At 69.8% G+C, this 20,871-nt stretch carries 14 protein-coding genes, 1 tRNA gene and 1 rRNA gene; 3 read left to right on the top strand and 13 right to left on the bottom strand.

Annotation, left to right across the window (positions count from 1 at the left end):
- Positions 1-7: 7 nt before the first annotated feature.
- Both IE212_RS18085 and IE212_RS18090 read left to right on the top strand, forming a co-directional pair.
- Positions 8-835, top strand: a complete 828-nt coding sequence (locus tag IE212_RS18085; RefSeq protein WP_190198899.1) for an Fpg/Nei family DNA glycosylase — start codon at positions 8-10, stop codon at positions 833-835.
- Between the two features lie 51 nt (positions 836-886).
- A complete protein-coding gene (locus IE212_RS18090) occupies positions 887-1,651 on the top strand; it encodes an SDR family NAD(P)-dependent oxidoreductase (RefSeq protein ID WP_190198900.1) in 765 nt (254 codons plus the stop codon).
- 35 nt (positions 1,652-1,686) lie between these two features.
- Here the strand turns inward: IE212_RS18090 and IE212_RS18095 are convergent, their stop codons facing one another.
- The 10 genes from IE212_RS18095 to IE212_RS18140 form a co-directional block, all read right to left on the bottom strand.
- Complete coding sequence (locus IE212_RS18095; protein ID WP_190198901.1) at positions 1,687-1,944, bottom strand: hypothetical protein; 258 nt, start codon at positions 1,942-1,944, stop codon at positions 1,687-1,689.
- Positions 1,945-2,095: 151 nt separating this feature from the next.
- A complete protein-coding gene (locus tag IE212_RS18100; protein ID WP_190198902.1) occupies positions 2,096-2,566 on the bottom strand; it encodes a Dps family protein in 471 nt (156 codons plus the stop codon).
- 217 nt (positions 2,567-2,783) lie between these two features.
- Positions 2,784-3,164 carry a helix-turn-helix domain-containing protein gene (locus IE212_RS18105; protein WP_003993396.1) on the bottom strand — a complete coding sequence of 127 codons (381 nt, stop codon included), beginning with the start codon at positions 3,162-3,164 and terminating at the stop codon, positions 2,784-2,786.
- Positions 3,165-3,273: 109 nt separating this feature from the next.
- On the bottom strand, positions 3,274-3,819 hold the full coding sequence (locus tag IE212_RS18110) for a CinA family protein (RefSeq protein WP_190198903.1): 546 nt from the start codon (positions 3,817-3,819) through the stop codon (positions 3,274-3,276).
- Positions 3,816-4,691 (bottom strand): CDP-diacylglycerol--glycerol-3-phosphate 3-phosphatidyltransferase, encoded by an 876-nt coding sequence (pgsA, locus tag IE212_RS18115; RefSeq protein ID WP_190198904.1) that lies wholly within the window; start codon positions 4,689-4,691, stop codon positions 3,816-3,818. Before pgsA ends, IE212_RS18110 begins: the two co-directional genes overlap by 4 nt.
- The gene (gene rimO / locus IE212_RS18120) at positions 4,688-6,169 is read right to left on the bottom strand and encodes a 30S ribosomal protein S12 methylthiotransferase RimO (protein WP_190198905.1); all 1,482 of its coding nucleotides are present in this window, start codon (positions 6,167-6,169) and stop codon (positions 4,688-4,690) included. The genes pgsA and rimO overlap by 4 nt, the downstream gene beginning before the upstream one ends.
- 93 nt (positions 6,170-6,262) lie before the next feature.
- The gene (locus IE212_RS18125; RefSeq protein ID WP_190198906.1) at positions 6,263-7,111 is read right to left on the bottom strand and encodes a helix-turn-helix domain-containing protein; all 849 of its coding nucleotides are present in this window, start codon (positions 7,109-7,111) and stop codon (positions 6,263-6,265) included.
- 228 nt (positions 7,112-7,339) lie between these two features.
- A complete protein-coding gene (locus IE212_RS18130) occupies positions 7,340-10,075 on the bottom strand; it encodes a DNA translocase FtsK (RefSeq protein ID WP_190198907.1) in 2,736 nt (911 codons plus the stop codon).
- 127 nt (positions 10,076-10,202) lie between these two features.
- Positions 10,203-10,883, bottom strand: a complete 681-nt coding sequence (locus IE212_RS18135; RefSeq protein WP_190198908.1) for a response regulator — start codon at positions 10,881-10,883, stop codon at positions 10,203-10,205.
- Positions 10,884-11,190: 307 nt separating this feature from the next.
- Complete coding sequence (locus tag IE212_RS18140; protein WP_190198909.1) at positions 11,191-16,656, bottom strand: HAMP domain-containing protein; 5,466 nt, start codon at positions 16,654-16,656, stop codon at positions 11,191-11,193.
- Positions 16,657-17,036: 380 nt separating this feature from the next.
- Between IE212_RS18140 and IE212_RS18145 the strand changes: the two genes are divergently transcribed.
- Positions 17,037-19,784 (top strand): SpoIIE family protein phosphatase, encoded by a 2,748-nt coding sequence (locus tag IE212_RS18145; protein ID WP_190198910.1) that lies wholly within the window; start codon positions 17,037-17,039, stop codon positions 19,782-19,784.
- Between the two features lie 43 nt (positions 19,785-19,827).
- Here the strand turns inward: IE212_RS18145 and IE212_RS18150 are convergent.
- The 3 genes from IE212_RS18150 to rrf all read right to left on the bottom strand — a co-directional run bounded on the left by IE212_RS18150 (position 19,828) and on the right by rrf (position 20,869).
- A tRNA-Thr gene (locus IE212_RS18150) sits at positions 19,828-19,903 on the bottom strand.
- Positions 19,904-19,975: 72 nt separating this feature from the next.
- Positions 19,976-20,638: a DegT/DnrJ/EryC1/StrS family aminotransferase gene (locus tag IE212_RS18155; RefSeq protein WP_190198926.1), complete on the bottom strand. Its 663-nt coding sequence runs from the start codon at positions 20,636-20,638 to the stop codon at positions 19,976-19,978.
- Between the two features lie 114 nt (positions 20,639-20,752).
- A 5S ribosomal RNA gene (gene rrf, locus IE212_RS18160) occupies positions 20,753-20,869 on the bottom strand.
- Between the last annotated feature and the right edge of the window lie 2 nt (positions 20,870-20,871).

Below are 20,871 nucleotides of genomic sequence, written 5' to 3' on the forward strand. Positions count from 1 at the left end.
TTGACCCATGCCCGAAGGTGACACGGTCTGGCAGACCGCGAGGCGGCTGCACGGCGCCCTCGCGGGCAAGGTGCTGACCCGCAGCGACCTTCGGGTGCCCCGCTTCGCCACGGCCGACCTCACGGGGCGCGTGGTCCTCGACGTCACTCCGCGCGGCAAGCACCTGCTGACCCGCGTCGAGGGCGGTCTGACCCTGCACTCCCACCTGCGGATGGACGGCGCCTGGAAGGTGTACCGGAACGGCCAGCGCTGGAGCGGCGGCCCCGGCCACCAGATCCGGGCGATCCTCGGCACCTTTGACCGCACGGCCGTCGGGTACCGCCTCCCCGTTCTGGAACTCCTGCGCACCGCCGACGAGCACCGAGCGGTCGGCCACCTCGGCCCGGACCTCCTCGGCCCGGACTGGGACCCCGAGCAGGCCCTCACCAACCTGCTCCAGGACCCCGCCCGCCCCCTCGGCGAGGCCCTGCTCGACCAGCGCAACCTCGCGGGCATCGGCAATGTCTACAAGTGCGAGCTCTGCTTCCTGCTGGGCGTCACCCCCTGGCTTCCCGTGGGCGAGCTGCCCGCCGAGCGCGCCGCGCACCTCCCCGAGCTGGCCAGGAGGCTGCTGGAGGCCAACCGGGACCGGTCGATCCGCAGTACCACGGGCCGCCGCGGCCCGGACCTGTTCGTGTACGGCCGGGCCCCCCGCCCCTGCCTACGCTGCCGCACCCCGGTCCGCGTCGCCGACCAGGGCGACGGCTCCCGCGAACGTCCCACGTACTGGTGCCCCACCTGCCAGCCGGGCCCCGCCCCCGCCGCGCGGCGCGGCCGTTCCGACGCGACCGGATGATGACCGCCATCTAATTGACGACCTGTCAGAAAAGCCCGTACGGTCCGGTACATGCCCGTCACGGCGTACGACCTCACCGGCCGCACGGCGTTCGTCACCGGCGCGGCGAGCGGCATCGGCCGCGCCTCGGCTCTCCTGCTCGCCGAGGCGGGCGCCATTGTGCACTGCGCCGACCGCGACGCCGAGGGCCTGCGCGAGACGGCGGCCCTGATCGAGGACGGCGGCGGCACCGCCCGCGTCCACGTCCTCGACGTCACCGATCGCTCCGGTCTGAGACAGGCGGTCACCTCCTGCGCCCGCCTGGACGTCCTCGCGGCGATCGCCGGGATCATGCACAGCAGCCCCGTGCTGGAGACCCGCGACGAGGACCTCGACCGGGTGATGGCCGTGAACTTCAAGGGCGTGCTGTACGCCTGCCAGGAAGCGGCCCGCCTGATGATCGTCCGCGGCACCCGGGGCAGCATCGTCACGATGGCCTCGGGCGCCGTCGACACCGGCGGCCCCGGGCTGCTCTGCTACGGCGCCGCCAAGGCGGCGGTGGTCCAGCTGACGAAGACCCTGGCGACGGAGGTGGGCCGGCACGGCATCCGGGTCAACGCGGTGGCGCCCGGCTGGATCCGTACCCCCATGACCGACCGCCACGAGGGCGAGGCCCAGGCGCGTACCGAGGCGGCGATGGCCCGCATGTCGCCCCTCGGCCGGGTCGGCGCCCCCCGGGACATCGCGTACACGGTCCTCCACCTGGCATCCGACGCCTCGGCCTTCACGACGGGCCAGATCATCCGCCCGAACGGGGGCGTGACCATGCCCTGGTGAGGCAGGCATCCGCCTGCCCGCCTTCGCGCCCCGTTTCACTTGCGCCGGGACACCGCCCTTCGAGTTCCCGCCGCCCACACCGCCCGCCACCGCCCCGCACCGAGCGCCCCGCCGGCCTGAGCCTTCGCGACACAGTGCACCGGCAGCACGCTCAGCCCCCATCCCCCTGCGGCGACGGCCGCCTCCAGCGCCCCCGCACCCGGCACGAGCACCAGCCGGGCCACAGCCCACCACCACAGCGCCCCCAGCCCCAGCGCGGCCCCGTGAGCCCCCCAGCGCCCTATCCCCGCCATGGCCGGCACTTCCAGCCAGGCGCTATCCGGCTACTCAGCGGGGCGGCGGACAGCGCACGGCAACGGCACCCCGAGGCATCGCGCACCCCACCACGACGCGCCACGACGCGCCAGGCGGGCGAACCCCCGGCCCGCCCGCCGCCCGCTCCGGTCACCCGTTCTCGGCCTGGAACATCCAGTGATGCTTCTCCAGGTCCGCCGTGATGCCGATGAAGATGTCCTGGCTCACCGGATCCGGCTCACCGGTCGCCTCGACCCGCTCCCGCATCCGGGCGATCACCGCGCCCAGCGCGTCGACGAGCGTCGCCACGGCGGTCGTGTCGTCGACCCACCCCTCGGGGGTCACGCCGATCCCGCTGCCGACGGCCACGGTCGCGGCACGCCCGTCAGGCGGGATCCCGAGCGCCGCGGCGCGCTCCGCAACGATGTCGGAATACTTCCGCGCCGTGTCGACGACCTCGTCGAGCTGGAGATGCACGGAACGGAAGCGCTGCCCCACCACGTTCCAGTGGATCTGCTTCGCCACCAGGGCGAGATCCACCAGGTCCACAAGCGCACCCTGCAACGCCTCCGACACAGCCTTGAGGCTCGCGTCGGACAATGGGCTCTTCACGACGTACATCCGCACCTCCCGTTGGCCGTCCCCGTCATCCCTCAACGATGACCGCCGCACGCCATACCGGCAAACGCACACAAAACGGGCACTCGGCGCAAGCGAAAACCCCGGGCGGCACCCCTCCGGATCTCCCGGAGAGGCCCGGCCGGGGCCTCGGACACCTTCCCTGGCGCCTCGTACGCGTCACCCGCACGCACAGCGACAGCCGTGTGCGCGGAAACACTCACGCGGCGACGACGTCCACCGCCTCGGCGGGCGCCTTGATGGTCACCCGTTCCGGTGGCACACCGGTCACCGAAACGGAACCCAGCATCGGTCGAACCGGCGTGGGCACAGGCTCGCTGGGGGTGGCCGCAGCGGACTGGGCCAGCTCGGCGAGGGCGAGTTCGTCGCTCACTTCCCGCATGAGCTCGGACATCCGTACGTCCAGCGCGTCGCAGATGGCGGAGAGCAGCTCGGAGGAAGCCTCCTTCTGCCCCCGCTCCACCTCGGAGAGATAGCCGAGTGAGACTCGGGCGGACGAGGAGACTTCGCGCAGAGTACGGCCCTGGCGCTGGCGCTGCCGACGCAGCACGTCACCCAGCAGGCGACGGAGCAGAATCATCGGTGGCTCCCTCCTCGGACCGCGTAGCCGCATCCATTACGCCCCACCGTACCGCCTTGCGCCGCGGCCGTGCGGGGAGCGATGTCGTGTTCACTCAGGGCTGCAAACATCAAAACCCCCCGTTCCGTTCCGTATCCTGTGCCCGCTCATTCCCAGTCTGTTCGCCCGCAAGCTCCTTCAGGAGCAGTGCGAGTACGCTCCGTACACTCTCTCTACGAATTTCCTCGCGGTCGCCGTTCAACCGCAGAGCCGCCACTTTTCCGCCGCCGGCGGAACCGATTTCCGTGCCGAACGGCCCGTCCACGGCCACGAAGACCGTCCCGACGGCCTGGCCGTCCTGCGGATCGGGACCGGCGACGCCGGTGGTCGCGATGCCCCAGTCGGTTCCAAGCGCCTTGCGTACGCCGGCCGCCATCTGGTCCGCGACCTGCGGATCCACCGCTCCTCGCGCCTTGAGCAGACCGGCATCCACACCGAGCAGTTCGTGCTTCAGTCCGGTGGCGTAGGCGGTCACGGAACCCCGGAAGACCTTGGACGCCCCGGGGACCGATGTGATCTCCGCGGCGACGAGGCCGCCCGTCAACGACTCAGCGACGGCGAGCGTCTCACCCTTGACCGTGAGTAGTCGCACCACGTCGGTGGCCGTGGAACTCACGCTTCCTTCTCCTCCAACGCGGCCTTCCGCTCGGCGATTCCCCGCCTGCGCAGCACAATGGCCTGTTTCACATAGTCGAGCCCGGTCACGACGGTCAGAACAACCGCCACGGCCATCACCCACCACCTCAGGGTGGCCAGCCACCCCGTCAGCGCCAGCACATACATGCCCACGGCCACACCCTGGGTGAGGGTCTTCAGCTTGCCTCCGCGGCTGGCGGGGATGACGCCGTACCGAATGACCAGAAAACGCAGCAGGGTGATTCCGAGTTCCCGCCCGAGGATGACGCCGGTCACCCACCACGGCAGATCACCGAGCGCGGACAGACAGATCAGCGCCGCTCCCATGATCGCCTTGTCCGCGATGGGGTCGGCGATCTTGCCGAAGTCCGTGACCAGGTTGTACGTGCGCGCCAGGTGGCCGTCGAAAAGGTCGGTGATCATGGCGACGGCGAAGGCGGCCCAGGCCAGCGACCGCCATGCCGGGTCATAGCCGCCGTCAGCGAGCATCAGCGCGACGAAGGCGGGGACGAGCAGCAGCCGGAGCATGGTCAGCAGGTTGGCGATGTTCCACACACTGGCCTGGTTGACGGCCGCGGCCGCGATCTTCCCACCCCGAGCGGGCTTCCCGTCGCCGTCGACGGCGGCGCCTTCCGGCCCTTCCGTACCGCCGGCCCCGCCCTGATCCACGCCGGCGGACGCCCGGTCTCCCGCACCGGACGGCACTGCGCCATCAGCCGACCGCGCTGCCGCACGGCCGACCGCCGCTCCCGGAACCTTCCCCGAGGGCGCGGAGGCCGTGGAAGCCGCACCGGCCGCCGCCCTCCTCGCGCCGGAGGCACCTCCCGCCGCGGATGCCGGGACACCGGTCATCTGCCCGCCTCCTCACTCCACGCAGGCGCGGCGTTCGAGCCCTGAAGCGGCTCGGCCACCAGGTCGACACCCTCCGTACCGACCACCTTCGCCTCGACCATACGGCCGACGCTCAGGCCCGCGCCGCTCGTGAGCAGCACCTGACCGTCGGTCTCCGGGGCCTGGTGCGCCGCGCGGCCGTACACGCCGTCCTCGTCGTCCACGGACTCCACGAGCACGTGCACGCTCTGGCCGACCCGCTCCTCGGCGCGCTGCGAGACGAGCTCCTCGGCGAGCCGTGAGACGCGGGCCAGCCGCTCGGCGACGACGTCCTCGTCGAGCTTGTCGTCGTAGGTCGCGGCCTCGGTGCCCTCCTCGTCGGAGTAGCCGAAGACGCCGATGGCGTCCAGCCGCGCGCCGTTCAGGAACCGCTCCAGCTCGGCGAGGTCGGCTTCGCTCTCACCGGGGAAACCGACGATGAAGTTGGAGCGCACGCCCGCCTCGGGCGCCTTGTTGCGGATGGTGTCGAGCAGCTCCAGGAACCGGTCGGTGTCGCCGAAGCGCCGCATCGCGCGCAGCACGCCGGGCGCGGAGTGCTGGAAGGACAGATCGAAGTAGGGCGCGACCTTCGGGGTCGAGGTCAGCACGTCGATGAGCCCGGGACGCATCTCGGCAGGCTGGAGGTAGCTGACGCGGACCCGCTCGATGCCGTCGACCTCGGCGAGCTCGGGCAGCAGCGACTCCAGCAGACGGATGTCGCCCAGGTCCTTGCCGTAGGAGGTGTTGTTCTCGGAGACCAGCATGATCTCCTTCACACCCTGCTCGGCCAGCCACCGGGTCTCGTTCAGCACGTCCGAGGGCCGGCGGGAGATGAAGGAGCCACGGAAGGACGGAATGGCGCAGAAGGAGCAGCGCCGGTCGCAGCCGGAGGCGAGCTTCACGGAGGCGACCGGGGAGCCGTCCAGCCGGCGGCGCAGGGGCGCGCGGGGCCCTGAGGCCGGGGCGAGGCCCTCCGGAAGGTCGGCCGGGGCGTGCCCGGGGAGCGCGACCGCTTGGGCGGACTCCTGACGCTCGGCCGGGCTGATGGGCAGCAGCTTGCGCCGGTCGCGCGGCGTGTGCGCGGCGTGGATGCCGCCGCTGAGGATGGTCTGGAGCCGGTCGGAGATGTCCGCGTAGTCGTCGAAGCCGAGCACGCCGTCGGCCTCGGGAAGGGCCTCGGCGAGCTCCTTGCCGTACCGCTCGGCCATGCAGCCCACCGCCACGACGGCCTGGGTTCTGCCCTGCCCCTTGAGGTCGTTGGCCTCCAGGAGGGCGTCGACCGAGTCCTTCTTGGCGGCCTCGACGAAGCCGCACGTGTTCACGACGGCGACGTCCGCTTCCTCGGCGTCCTCGACGAGCTCCCAGCCGTCCGCCTCCAAACGGCCTGCGAGCTCCTCCGAGTCCACCTCGTTACGGGCGCAGCCAAGGGTGACGAGTGCGACGGTACGGCGTTCAGGCATGGGCTCAAGAGTACTTCGTCCCGCCGACACCCCACGTCGACGGGGTTGGCCGAGACCGGCCAGCCCCGTGCGGCGGGCACCCCTTCGGACCAGTTACCCGGCCTCGGGGTCGCCCTTGGTGTAGGTCAGGCGTTCGACGGAGCCCGGCTGGAAGTCGTCCTCGATCTTCTTGCCGTTGACGAAGAGGTCGATCGCGCCGGCGTCACCGAGGACGAGGTGGACCTTGGAGCTGTCCTGGAAGGTCTTGGAGTCGCCCTGCTTGAGGACTCCGTCGAAGAGCAGCCGGCCGCTGTGGTCCTTGGCGGAGATCCAGCTGCGGCCGTCGGCGGCGGACACCCGGACGGTCACCTTGTCCTGCGGCGCGGCCGCGATGGCACTGTCGGAGGGCTCGGGCTCGGGTGCGGCGGGCTTCTTGGACTTCGGGGTCGGGGAGTCCCCGGCCGTGGGCGTGGAGCCCTCGGCGACGTTGGTCTCGTTGCCGCCGCTGTCGCCGCCCTGGAACATGGTGAACCCGACGAAACCGATGACGGCGACGATCGCGGCGACCATGGCCGCGGTCCAGTTCGGCCCCCGCCGCTCCGGACGGATCCGTTCCGCCTCGAAGAGGGGGGCTGCCGGAGTCGGTGCCGGGCGTCCGCCGTGCTCGTCACCGTACTGGGCGAGCAGCGGCGCGGGGTCGAGGCGGACGGCCTTGGCCAGGGTCCTGATGTGCCCGCGGGCGTAGACGTCACCGCCGCAGGCGGTGAAGTCGTCCGCCTCGATGGCATGCACGATGTTCGCGCGGACCCGGGTGGCGCTACTGATGTCGTCGACGGTCAGACCCGCTGCGATACGCGCCTGCTGCAGGGCACGGCCGATGGCGGGGCGGGCTTGCTCGCGGTCGTCTTCGACGCGCTCGTCTTCGAACGGACGCTCGTCTTCAGGGGAGTTGCCGATGGACACGGGGGCGCCTTTCGAGCGTGTAGCCGCCTGTGCTGGGAGTTCAGTCTAGGGGGGTGACAAAAGGGTGAGGCAACCGGGCGGTGGCACTTTGTACGCCATCGGAATGGCCCGACAATCCGATGGCGGGGTCGCGGTTTTGCCGCTTCCCTCAACTTGACGTACACCGACGGGAAACGGTTGCCCGCTCATCCCTTACGGGTGAGTCACGATCCGGACACTCCCGCTTCCCTACCCATCAGACTCCCCACGGATCAGTGCGAGCACGCCATCCAGCTCGTCAGGCTTCACAAGAACGTCACGTGCCTTGGAACCCTCGCTGGGCCCGACGATGTTCCGCGACTCCATGAGATCCATCAGCCGTCCGGCCTTGGCGAAGCCCACGCGCAGTTTCCGCTGGAGCATGGACGTCGAGCCGAACTGCGTGGAGACGACCAGCTCGGCCGCTTGGCACAGCAGGTCGAGGTCGTCGCCGATGTCCTCGTCGATCTCCTTCTTCTGCTTGGTGCCCACGGTGACGTCGTCCCGGAAGACGGGCGCCATCTGGTCCTTGCAGTGCCGGACGACGCCCGCGATCTCCTCCTCGGTCACGAAGGCGCCCTGCATACGAACCGGCTTGTTCGCGCCCATGGGCAGGAACAGCCCGTCACCCTTGCCGATGAGCTTCTCGGCGCCCGGCTGGTCGAGGATGACCCGCGAGTCGGCCAGCGACGAGGTGGCGAAGGCCAGTCGTGACGGCACGTTGGCCTTGATCAGACCGGTGACGACGTCGACGGACGGACGCTGGGTGGCGAGCACCAGGTGGATGCCGGCGGCGCGGGCGAGCTGCGTGATGCGCACGATCGCGTCCTCGACGTCCCGCGGCGCGACCATCATCAGGTCGGCCAGCTCATCCACGATGACCAGCAGGTAGGGGTACGGCTGGAGCTCCCGTTCGCTGCCCTCGGGCGGTTTGACCCTGCCCTCGCGCACGGCACGGTTGAAGTCGTCGATGTGCCGGTAGCCGTAGGCCGCCAGGTCGTCGTAGCGCAGGTCCATCTCGCGTACGACCCACTGGAGGGCCTCGGCGGCGCGCTTGGGATTGGTGATGATGGGCGTGATCAGGTGCGGGATGCCCTCGTAGGCGGTCAGCTCGACCCGCTTGGGGTCCACGAGGATCATGCGGACGTCCTCGGGGGTCGCCCGCATCATGATCGAGGTGATCAGGCAGTTGATGCAGGACGACTTGCCGGAGCCGGTAGCGCCGGCGACCAGCATGTGCGGCATCTTCGCCAGCGAGTGCATGACGTAGCCGCCCTCGACGTCCTTGCCGAACGCGACCAGCATCGGGTCGTCGTCCTCCGCCGACTCCGCCAGACGCAGGACGTCACCGAGGTTGACCATCTCCCGGTCGGTGTTCGGGATCTCGATGCCGACCGCGGACTTGCCGGGGATCGGGCTGATGATCCGCACGTCCGGGCTGGCGACGGCGTAGGCGATGTTCTTGGTCAGCGCGGTGATCCGCTCCACCTTCACGGCGGGGCCGAGCTCGACCTCGTAGCGCGTGACCGTCGGCCCGCGGGTGAAGCCGGTGACGCTCGCGTCCACCTTGAACTCGGTGAAGACGGTGGTCAGCGCGGCGACTATGGCGTCGTTCGCGGCGCTGCGGGCCTTGCCCGGACCGCCGCGCGTCAGCAGGTCGAGGGCCGGCAGGGAGTAGGTGATGTCACCGGACAGCTGGAGCTGCTCCGCGCGCGAGGGCAGGTCGCGGGGCTCGGCGGGCGGGGCCTTGGTGAGGTCGCGGACGCCCGGCTTGGGCTTCCGCGGCTCCGGCTTGTCCTGGCCGGTCTTGTCCTGCTGGGGACGGGCGGCCGGGACGGGTGTCGGGGTCGTGGCTTCCTGGTCCCCGACCCGCACGCCCTGGGTGAGGTCGGCGACGACCGGCGAGGGCGGCATCCCGTGCAGGACGGCACCGTCGAGCGCGGCGGCGGCCGCCGCCGCGACGTCCACGGCGTCCCTGGGCCGGTCCATGTCGGGCTGCGGCACCGCGGACCGCCGGGGACGGCCGCGGCGCCGTGCGATGGCCTCCTGCTCGGCGCCGTCGGGGTCGTACGCCTCGGGCGCCGGCGCACGCCGGCCGCGCGGCCGGGCGGGCAGCGCCTCCCGCCACTGCTCCTCGTAGCGCTCGTCGTCCTCGCCGTACTCGTACTCGGCCGGGTCGCGGAGGATCCCGAGCCGCACACCGAGCAGGCGCAGCCGCTGCGGGATGGCGTTGACCGGTGTGGCCGTGACGACCAGCAGCCCGAACACCGTCAGCAGCACGAGCAGCGGTACCGCGAGCACGTCCCCCATGGCGAACGACAGCGGGGTCGCCACGGCCCAGCCGATGAGACCGCCGGCGTCCCTTATCGCCTGCATGCCGTCGCCGCGCAGGGGCGAGCCGCAGGCGATGTGGACCTGTCCGAGCACGCCGATGACCAGCGCGGACAGGCCGATGACGATGCGCCCGTTGGCCTCGGGCTGCTCCGGGTGCCGGATGAACCGCACGGCGATGACGGCGAGCAGTATCGGCACCAGCAGGTCGAGCCGGCCGAAGGCACCGGTCACCAGGATCTCGACCAGGTCGCCCACGGGGCCCTCCAGGTCGGCCCAGGTGCCCGCGGCGACGATCAGCCCCATACCGAGCAGCAGCAGGGCGATCCCGTCCTTGCGGTGCGCCGGATCGAGGTTCTTGGCGCCCTGCCCCACGCCCCGGAACACGGCGCCCACCGCGTGCGCGACGCCGAGCCACACGGCGCGCACCAGCCGGTAGATGCCTCCGGTGGGGCTGGGCGCCGGTTTGGGCGCGACCTTCTTCGCCGCGGCCTTCCTGGCGGGCGCCTTCTTCGCGGGAGCCTTTCTGGCGGCGGCCTTCTTCGCCGGAGCCTTCGCGGAAGCGGCCGCCTTCTTCGCGGGCGACTTCTTGGCTGCGGAGGGACGTGAGGCCATGGGTGTGAGGTTACCGGGGGAGACGGCAGGGGACACGCGTGCCCACAGCTTCACCCGTTCGTGTCGCTCCGGCAGAGGCGTGGAATTGACGCACGCTCATGGCCGGACAACCGTGCCCGCCCGGCCGTCAGTTCTGCGAGGAGAGCGGTGACGTGCTGCCGGTGCCCGGCTCGAGCGCGTCCAGCGCGCGCCGCAACCCCGTGAGCTTGCGCTCCAGATGAGCGGCGGTCGCCACGGCGGCGGCGTCCGTCGACTCGTCGTTGAGCTGCTTGGTCAGCGCCTCGGCCTGCTCCTCGACGGCCGCGAGCCGCGCGGAGAGCTCCGCCAGCAGACCGGCCGACTCCTTCGCCTCGCCGCCCTCGTCCTTGCCGTTGCCCTCCAACTGGAGCCGCAGCAGCGACGCCTGCTCACGCAGCTGGCAGTTCTTCATGTACAGCTCGACGAAGACGGAGACCTTCGCGCGCAGCACCCACGGGTCGAACGGCTTGGAGATGTAATCGACCGCGCCCGCCGCGTACCCGCGGAAGGTGTGGTGCGGGCCGTGGTTGATCGCCGTGAGGAAGATGATCGGGATGTCCCGGGTCCGCTCCCGCCGCTTGATGTGCGCGGCCGTCTCGAAGCCGTCCATGCCCGGCATCTGCACGTCCAGCAGGATGACCGCGAAGTCGTCCGTGAGCAGCGCTTTCAGCGCCTCCTCCCCGGACGATGCCCGCACCAGCGTCTGATCGAGCGCAGAGAGGATCGCCTCCAGCGCCAGCAGATTCTCCGGCCGGTCATCGACCAGGAGGATCTTGGCCTTCTGCACCATGGCCCGCCCTCCTCGCCCCGGCGTGGGGCCTCCCCTGTCCGCAGGACCTGAGGAAACATCGGTGGATGTCGCCCCAGGGGACGACTCCCTTGCGCCGCCCGTCCTTGTGCCGGTCATCGTAGCCGCACCCCGCCCGTCGCCACACCCTGTCACCGTGATGTCACTGTGCACATAGCAGAAACGCAGCAGGAGACCAGAAGGTTCCCCGGATCTCGTACTTCTACACGACTATGCGCACTTCGAGTTCGCAACTGCGTGTGAACACCGAACCTTCCCGCCAACGTTGCGTAATGGCCCACCGTTCCCCTCATTCCCCTCGCATCCACTGATCCATCACCGTCAGCAGGTGATCGGGGTCGACCGGCTTGGTGACGTAGTCGGAAGCCCCCGACTCGATCGCCTTCTCCCGGTCCCCCTTCATCGCCTTCGCGGTCAGCGCGATGATCGGCAGCCCGGCGAACTGCGGCATCCTGCGGATCGCCGTGGTCGTCGCGTACCCATCCATCTCGGGCATCATGATGTCCATCAGGACGACAGCCACGTCGTCGTGCTGCTCGAGCACCTCGATGCCCTCACGGCCGTTCTCGGCGTACAGCACGGACAGGCCGTGCTGCTCCAGGACGCTGGTCAGCGCGAAGACGTTACGGATGTCGTCGTCGACGATCAGGACCTTCTGGCCGCCGAACCGGATGCCGCGCTGCGGCTTCGGCGCCGTCTCCTGCTCGGCGGAGCCCCACTGTTCGGGCTGGGTGGGACGCGGCGGCAGCTCGGGCATCCTGCGCCGCCGCCGGAAGAGGGCGGCCGGACCGTTCTGCGTGTCGCGGTACGACTTCACCTCGGCCGGCGTCTCGACCTCCACCTCGGACAGCTCCGCCTGGCCGGACGCCACCAGGTCACCGGCCTCCAGGGCGGGCAACTGCTGCTGATAGCCCTGCGGCGGCAGTTCACTCGGGTGCAGCGGCAGGTACAACGTGAACGTCGATCCTCGTCCCGGCTCGCTCTGCGCGTGGATCTCACCGCCGAGCAGCTGTGCGATCTCCCGCGAGATGGACAGCCCGAGACCCGTACCGCCGTACTTGCGGCTGGTCGTGCCGTCGGCCTGCTTGAACGCCTCGAAGATCACCCGCATCTTGCTGTTCGCGATGCCGATGCCGGTGTCCGTCACGGAGAACGCGATCAGGTCCGCGTCCGGATCGGTCAGGGACCCCGTCTCCAGCAGCTGCTCCCGGATCTTGTGCGGCACGTCGTCCCGCGCCGGCCTGATGACCAGCTCCACCGACCCCGAGTCGGTGAACTTCACCGCGTTCGACAGCAGGTTGCGCAGCACCTGCAGCAACCGCTGCTCGTCGGTGTGCAGCGTGGCCGGCAACTCCGGCGAGACGCGTACCGACAGGTCCAGGCCCTTCTCCGCGGTCAACGGGCGGAAGGTGGCCTCCACGTAGTCCACGAGCTGGACGAGCGCGATCCGCGTCGGGGAGACATCCATCTTGCCCGCCTCGACCTTCGACAGGTCCAGGATGTCGTTGATGAGCTGGAGCAGGTCGGACCCGGCCCCGTGGATCGTCTCGGCGAACTCCACCTGCTTCGGGGAGAGGTTCCCCTCGGCGTTGTCGGCGAGCAACTTGGCCAGGATCAGCAGCGAGTTGAGCGGCGTACGCAGCTCGTGCGACATGTTCGCCAGGAACTCGCTCTTGTAGCGCATCGACACCGCGAGCTGCTCGGCGCGCTCCTCCAGAACCTGCCGCGCCTCCTCGATCTCGGTGTTCTTCACCTCGATGTCGCGGTTCTGCTGGGCCAGCAGCTCGGCCTTCTCCTCCAGTTCGGCGTTGGACGCCTGAAGGGCCTTCTGCCGCTGCTCCAACTCCGCGGAGCGCTCCCGCAGCTGCTCGGTCAGCTCCTGCGACTGCGCCAGCAGCAGCTCCGTCTTGGTGTTGACGGAGATGGTGTTGACGCTCGTCGCGATCATCTCCGCGATCTGGTTCAAAAAGTCCTTCTGAATCTGCGTGAACGGCGTGAAGGACGCCAGCTCGATGACGCCGAGCACGCTGCCCTCGAACAGCACCGGCAACACGATCACCTGGGCGGGCGGTGCCTCACCGAGCCCCGAGGAGATCTTCAGATAGCCGCTGGGAGCGTTCTCCACCAGAATCGTGCGCTTCTCCTCGGCGGCCGTCCCGACCAGCGCCTCACCCGGCTGGAACGACGTCGGCATGGAGCCCATCGAGTAGCCGTAACTGCCGAGCATGCGCAGCTCGTACTGGTCCTCGTCGGCGGCGCTCATGTCCTCGCCGTCGACCAGCGGCATCGCCACGAAGAACGCGCCGTGCTGCGCGGACACCACGGGCGTCAGCTCGCTCATGATCAGCGAGGCCACGTCCTCCAGGTCCCGGCGGCCCTGCATCAGCGCCGAGATCCGGGCCAGGTTGCCCTTCAGCCAGTCCTGCTCCTTGTTGGCGATCGTGGTGTCGCGCAGGTTGGCGATCATCTTGTTGATGTAGTCCTGGAGCTCCTGGATCTCCCCGGACGCGTCCACATCGATCTTCAGGTTCAGGTCGCCCCGGGTCACCGCGGTCGCCACGCGCGCGATGGCGCGCACCTGCCGGGTCAGGTTCCCGGCCATCTCGTTCACGGACTCCGTGAGGTCCCGCCACGTGCCGTCGACATCCCGCACGCGCGCCTGACCGCCGAGCTGCCCCTCCGTGCCCACCTCGCGGGCCACCCGGGTGACCTCCTCGGCGAAGGACGACAGCTGGTCCACCATCGTGTTGATGGTCGTCTTCAGCTCCAGGATCTCGCCGCGCGCGTCGATGTCGATCTTCTTGGTCAGGTCGCCCTTGGCGATGGCCGTGGTCACCATGGCGATGTTGCGCACCTGGCCGGTCAGGTTGGACGCCATCTGGTTCACGGACTCGGTGAGGTCCTTCCACGTCCCCGCCACACCCGGCACGTGCGCCTGACCACCGAGAATGCCGTCCGTGCCCACCTCACGGGCCACCTTGGTGACCTGCTCGGCGAACGAACTCAGCGTCTTCACCATCGTGTTGATGGTGTCGGCGAGCTGCGCCACCTCGCCGCGCGCCTCGATGGTGACCTGCCGCGTCAGGTCACCGTTGGCGACCGCCGCCGAGACCTGGGAGATGTTCCGCACCTGTGTGGTCAGGTTCTTGGCCATCAGGTTCACGTTGTCGCTCAGGTCCTTCCAGATGCCCGTGACACCCGGAACGTGCGCCTGGCCGCCCAGGATGCCCTCGGTGCCCACCTCACGGGCCACCCGGGTCACCTGCTCCGCGAAGGAGGACAGCTGGTCCACCATCGTGTTGACGGTCGTGACGAGCTCGAGGATCTCGCCCTTGGCGTCGACGGTGATCTTCTTCGACAGGTCGCCCCGGGCGACCGCGGTGGTGACCTCGGCGATGTTGCGCACCTGGATGGTCAGGTTGTTGGCCATGCCGTTCACCGACTGGGTGAGGTCCTTCCAGGTGCCGGAGACGCCCTGCACCTCGGCCTGACCGCCCAGGATGCCCTCGGTACCCACCTCACGGGCCACCCGCGTGACCTCTTCGGCGAACGACGACAGCTGGTCCACCATCGTGTTGAGGGTGTTCTTCAGCTCCAGGATCTCGCCCCGCGCGTCCACGGTGATCTTCTGCGACAGATCACCCCGGGCCACCGCCGTGGCCACCTGGGCGATGTTGCGCACCTGGCCGGTCAGGTTGGACGCCATGCCGTTCACGGAGTCGGTCAGGTCGCGCCACACACCGGCGACGCCGGGCACCTGCGCCTGACCGCCCAGCCGGCCGTCCGTACCCACCTCGCGCGCGACCCGGGTCACCTGGTCGGCGAAGGCGGACAGCTGGTCCACCATCGTGTTGATGGTGTTCTTCAGCTCCAGGATCTCCCCGCGCGCGTCGACGTCGATCTTCTGCGACAGGTCACCCCGGGCCACCGCCGTCGTCACCTGCGCGATGTTCCGCACCTGGGAGGTGAGGTTGCCGGCCATCGAGTTGACGGAGTCGGTGAGCTCCTTCCACGTGCCCGAGACGCCGTCCACCCGGGCCTGACCGCCGAGGCGCCCCTCCGTGCCCACGTCCCGGGCCATCCGGGTCACCTGGTCGGCGAAGGACGACAGCTGGTCCACCATCGTGTTCACGGTGTTCTTCATCTTGAGCATCTCGCCGGAGACGTCGACCGTGACCTTCTGCGAGAGGTCGCCGTTGGCGACCGCCGTCGTCACCTGGGCGATGTTCCGCACCTGTCCGGTGAGGTTCCGGAACGCCGTGTTGACGGAGTCCGTGAGGTCCTTCCACGTCCCGGCCACACCCGGCACCTGCGCCTGGCCGCCCAGCTCACCCTCGACACCGATCTCGCGCGCCACACGTGTCACTTCGGCGCCGAAGGCGGACAGCTGATCCACCATCGTGTTGACGGTGTTCTTCAGCTCCAGCATCTCGCCGGCCACGTCCACGGTGACCTTCTGCGACAGATCACCATTGGCCACGGCCGTCGTCACCGCGGCGATGTCCCTCACCTGGGTGGTCAGATTCCGGAAGACCGTGTTCACCGAATCGGTGAGATCCTTCCACGTCCCCGCCGCACCCGGCACGTTCGCCTGACCGCCGAGCTGCCCCTCGGCCCCGACCTCGTTGGCAACGCGAGTGACCTCGTCCGCGAAGATCCGCAGTGTCTCGGTCATCTGGTTGATCGTGTCGGCGAGCTGCGCCACCTCACCGCGCGCCGGCACCGTCACCTTGCGTGACAGGTCACCGTTGGCGACCGCGGTCGTCACCTCCGCGATCCCACGCACCTGGGCCGTGAGGTTCCCGGCCATGGTGTTCACCGAATCGGTGAGTTCCTTCCACACACCGGCGACGCCCGGCACCTGCGCCTGGCCGCCCAGCGCGCCCTCGGTGCCCACCTCACGGGCCACCCGGGTCACCTCGGAGGAGAAGGCCGACAGCTGATCCACCATCGTGTTGACGGTGTTCTTCAGCTCCAGCATCTCGCCGGCCACCTGCACGGTGACCTTCCGGGACAGATCACCCTTGGCGACCGCCGTCGTCACCAGCGCGATGTCCCTCACCTGAGCGGTGAGCCGGTTCGCCATCGTGTTGACGGAGTCCGTCAGGTCCCGCCAGGAACCCGACATGCCCCGCACCCGCGCCTGCCCGCCCAGCTTGCCCTCGGTGCCCACCTCACTGGCCACACGCGTGACCTCGTCGGTGAACGTCGACAGCTGGTCGACCAGGTTGTTGACGGTCCGCCCGACCTTCAGGAACTCGCCGCGCAACGGCTGCCCGTTCCCGTCCGGCACCTGGGTCCGCAACTCCATACGCGGCGACAGATCACCCTCGGCCACCGCGGACAGCACCCGGCTGACCTCGGAAACCGGCCGCACCAAGTCGTCCACCAGGGCGTTCGAGTTGTCGATCGCGGTCGCCCAGGAGCCCTCACAGGCCCCCGTCTCCAGCCGCTCGGTCAGCTTGCCCTCACGGCCCACCATCCGCCGCACCCGCGCCAGCTCGCCCGTGAGATGCAGATTGCGGTCGGCCACCTCGTTGAACACGGCCGCGATCTCGGCCATCACGCCGTCGCCGGACACCGTGAGCCGCTTGCGGAAGTTCCCGTCCCGCATGGACACCAGGGCCGCCATCAGCCGGTTCAGGGCCGCCGTGTCCACCTCCGTGGTGCCGCTGCGCACTCTGCCCTGGTTGCTCGGGGACTGTCCGCCCTTCGCGCGCGCCTTCTTGCCACGCGTCGCTGCGCCAGACTCCACTGTGTCCCTCCCGCAGGGATTCGACCGTCACTGCTGTGTTCGGGTACCACGCTCGCCGTACCGGTTACTACTGCGTATTCTCCCGCCCTGCATACCAGGCCGTGCCCTGGGGGCTGCTGCCCACCGCACGCGGGAGACACTCAGCCCGCCCGGACTTTCACAAGAAGCTTGCCCAGTGTTTCACCCTGCCCGAACCAGGCCATAACAGTTCGGCAGCTTCGCACATCGTCCGCACACCCTCCGGACGGAAACACTGCAGACCGGCATCCGCACGGACCGCGAAGGTAAGTAACCTTGCATCCGGCTGTCCAGCCACGCCGGTCCGTCCGGCCTGGGCGGTGGCACGAACACGAGCGGGCATCGGAGGGGCGGCCGCACACATGACCACCGGACTGATCCCGGGGGACCAGCCCTCGGAGCCGACGGGCGGCATGCCGCGACAGCGGCGCGAGCCGGCCGGCCCCACAGCCCAGTACATCGAGAACCGGTCGAGGAGTTCTGTGATCACCGCGCGCGCGGCCGCCAGCTTCGAGCCCGTCGGACGATCTGTCGCGAGCGCCCGCTCCTTCGTCCGCGACACCCTCCAGGGCTGGGGTTTCGCCGACATCGTCGACGACGCCGTCGTTCTCACCAGCGAACTGGTGACCAACGCCGTCGTCCACGCGGGCACCTCCGCCGACGTCCTCTGCCTGCGCAGCGACGAGGATGTGCGCATCGAGGTGGCCGACCGCTATCCCGAACGCGAGATCCCGCTCCAGGCCACGGCCGTCAACATGGGAAGCCCTGACCGGGAGGGCGGCCGCGGGCTCCAGCTGTGCGCGGCCCTCGCCGGCCGCTGGGGCGTCGAGTACACCCCCACCCACAAGACCGTCTGGTTCCAACTCGACCTCCCCGCCCGTGCGGTGGGCACCCGAGCGGCCGGCCCGGCGCTCCCCGCCGACCTCCTCCCCCTCGCCGACGACAGAGTCCGCGTGGCGGTCATCCAGATCGACCGCACCGGCCACATCAGCGCCTGGAACGAGGACGCCGAGGAGCTCTTCGGCTATCCGGCCGAGCAGGTCACCGGCAAACCCCTGACCGACCTCGCCGCCTGGCCGCACACCCCCGGCACCAGCACCGGCATCGCGGAGGCGCTCCAACTCTCCCGCTGGGAGGGCAGTTACGGCATTCGCGCCGCCAACGGCCGTGTCACCCCCGTCTACGCCTCCCACCTGCGGGTCCGCGACACCGGCGGCGAACCGTCAACCGTGTGCCTCCTGGTACGCGACCACGAACGGGCTGTTCTCCAGACGCCCACGCGCGTCCCCGCCTCCGACGCCGCCACCAGCTCCGAGGGCCAGAACACCGACCCCTTCGAGGTGTTCATCGGCTCACCCGCCCCGGACGACCTCGACGGACTCCTCCAGCGCACGGTGGAACGCGCCCGCGACATGCTCGACGGCGACTCGGCGTTCCTCCTGCTGGCCACCGACGACGAGACGGAGCTGGAGGTCCGCGCCTCCACCGGCCTCCCCTCGGCCCGCCAGCGCTTCGCCCGCGTCCCCGTCGAGGCGGGTCCCGGCCGCTACGGTTCGGCCCGTATGCCTGCCGTCCACGACGACCTGACGGCGGTTCCGGGCGCGGTGCCCCTGCTGAACGGCACCGGCATGCGCTCGGTCGTCACGGTCCCGCTGAAGGTCGAGGGCCGCCTCACCGGCTCTCTCGGCGTCGCCGCAGAGGGGGCCGGCAGATACTCCAACGAGGAGGCCCTGCGCCTGCAGTTCGCCGCCGACCGCATCGCGCTGGCGGTGGAGTCCGCCCGGCTCGGCGAACTCGAACGCCTGCGCCGAGGCTCGCTGAGCTTCCTGGTCGAGGCCTCCGACCTCCTGGCCGGCACCCTGGACCGCGACCAGACCCTGGCTCTGATGGCCCAGATGACGGTCCCGACCCTCGCCACCTGGTGCGCCGTCTACACGATCGCCGACCAGGCCTCCGAGCCGTACCTGTCGTACGTGCTGCACGAGGACGAGGAGCTCATCGACGGCATCAAGTCCCTGCTGTCGAAGGTCCCCCCGCCGGACCCGGTGCCCACCCCGGGCGCCCGTGTCTGGACGACCCCCGCCGAGGTCGCCCACCAGGCGGCCCTGCGCAGTTCCATGCGCAGCCTCGGCCTCAGCGGTGGCCCGACCCGCCAGGTCACGCCCGGCATCGGCCCGACCCTCGCCACGGCCTCCGCCGTCGGCGGTGAGACGGTCGTCCTCCCGCTGGTGGCCCGTAACCGCGTGATCGGCATGCTGACCCTCGGCAAGCCGACGGACGAGCACTTCCGCCAGGAGATCCTGGAACTCGCCGAGGACCTGTCCCGCCGAGCCGCCCTGGCCCTGGACAACGCCCGCCTCTACTCGGAGCGCACGGCGATCAGCCAGTCCCTCCAGCGCAGCCTCCTGCCCCCGGAACTGCCCATGATCGAGGGGGTCGAGGTCGAGGTCATCTACCGCGCGGCGGGCGAGGGCAACGAGGTCGGCGGCGACTTCTACGACGTCTTCCCCATCCGCGACGGCTCCTACGGCTTCGCCATCGGCGACGTCTGCGGTACGGGCCCGAACGCGGCGGCGGTCACGGGCCTGGCCCGCCACGCCCTGCGTCTCCTGGCCCGCGAGGGTCTCAGCGGACCGGCGGTCCTGGAACGCCTCAACTCCGCCATCCTCGACGAAGGCGCCCGCAGCCGCTTCCTCACCCTCCTGTACGGGGAGATGCGTCCGCAGGACGACGGCAGCGCTGAGCTGAAGGTCGTCTGCGCCGGCCACCCGCTCCCGCTGCGCCTGCGTCAGGACGGCACGGTCGAACCGGCCGCCGAGCCTCAGCCGCTCCTCGGCGTCATCGACGACCTCGAGTTGTACGAGGAGACGGTCACCCTCGACCCGGGCGACGTCCTGCTGTGCGTCACGGACGGCGTCACCGAACGCCGTGAGGGCGCCCGCATGCTGGGCGACGACGGCCTCGCCGACGTCCTCACGACGTGCACGGGCCTCACGGCCGGCGCGGTCGCGGCCCGCATCATGCGCGCGGTGGAACGCTTCGCGTCGGACGCCCCGTCCGACGACATGGCGATCCTGGCGATGCGCGTGCCGGGCCTCCACAAGGACTAGGACAAGAAGAAGGCCCCACCCTTACGGGTGGGGCCTTATCTACTGGAGCCCCCAAGCGGAATCGAACCGCTGACCTTCTCCTTACCATGGAGACGCTCTACCGACTGAGCTATAGGGGCCTGTCGCTTGGCGGTTTCCCGCGCGGCAACGGAATAGATCATACCCCGAACAGACCCTTGCTCCCAACCACGTCAGAAGGCGGGCTGCAGCAGCCCTCCGAGGGCATTGCAGGCAGACACGATCCGCTGCATGTCCCGCTTGGTCAGCGTGACGTCCACGGGAAGCGCGAGTGTCTCGTCGGCAGCCCGCTCCGTCTCCGGAAGGGAGACACACCGCCGGAATTCGGGCAGTCGATGAACCGGCGTCTTCACGGGCACCCGGCAGTCGACTCCCTTGGCCCGCACAGCTCGTGCGAACGCGTCCCGGTCCGGCCGCCCATTGCCCGGAACCCGCACGACGTACTGCTGATACGCGTGCCCATCGCCACCGCCCGGCGTCCGCACACCCCTCAACTTCGCGTCGAGATAGGCCGCCCGTTCCCTGCGCTGGGCTATCTCGTCATAGGGCGCCTCGGACTCTCCCTGTTCCAGCACGAGCAGTCCTTGTCGTGCTCCCAGCGCGTGCAGCCGCGGGATGTCGGCGATCCGGCCGAAGCGGTGTACGACAACCACGGCGGCGGTCCGCGGAGTCAGCGCCGCTTCCACAGCGGCGGGGTCGAGGCAGTAGGTGACAGGATCTATGTCGGCGAACACCGGCATGGCCCCGGCCATGGCAACGGCCTCGGCGACCTCGACGTTCCCGAAGGCCGGCACGACGACCTCGTCACCGAGTCCGACACCGGCGGCCCTGAGCATCGCAGCAGTACCCATACAGTGGATGCTGATCGCGCCACATGAACTCCAAGTGACGCGCAACAAAAAAGGGTTGGACCCCAAACCGAAGTTCGGGGTCCAACCCATTCAATATTTGTTCGGCGGCGTCCTACTCTCCCACAGGGTCCCCCCTGCAGTACCATCGGCGCTGTAAGGCTTAGCTTCCGGGTTCGGAATGTAACCGGGCGTTTCCCCTACGCTATAACCACCGAAAC

This window comes from Streptomyces djakartensis, assembly GCF_014651075.1.
Classification (GTDB): domain Bacteria; phylum Actinomycetota; class Actinomycetes; order Streptomycetales; family Streptomycetaceae; genus Streptomyces; species Streptomyces djakartensis.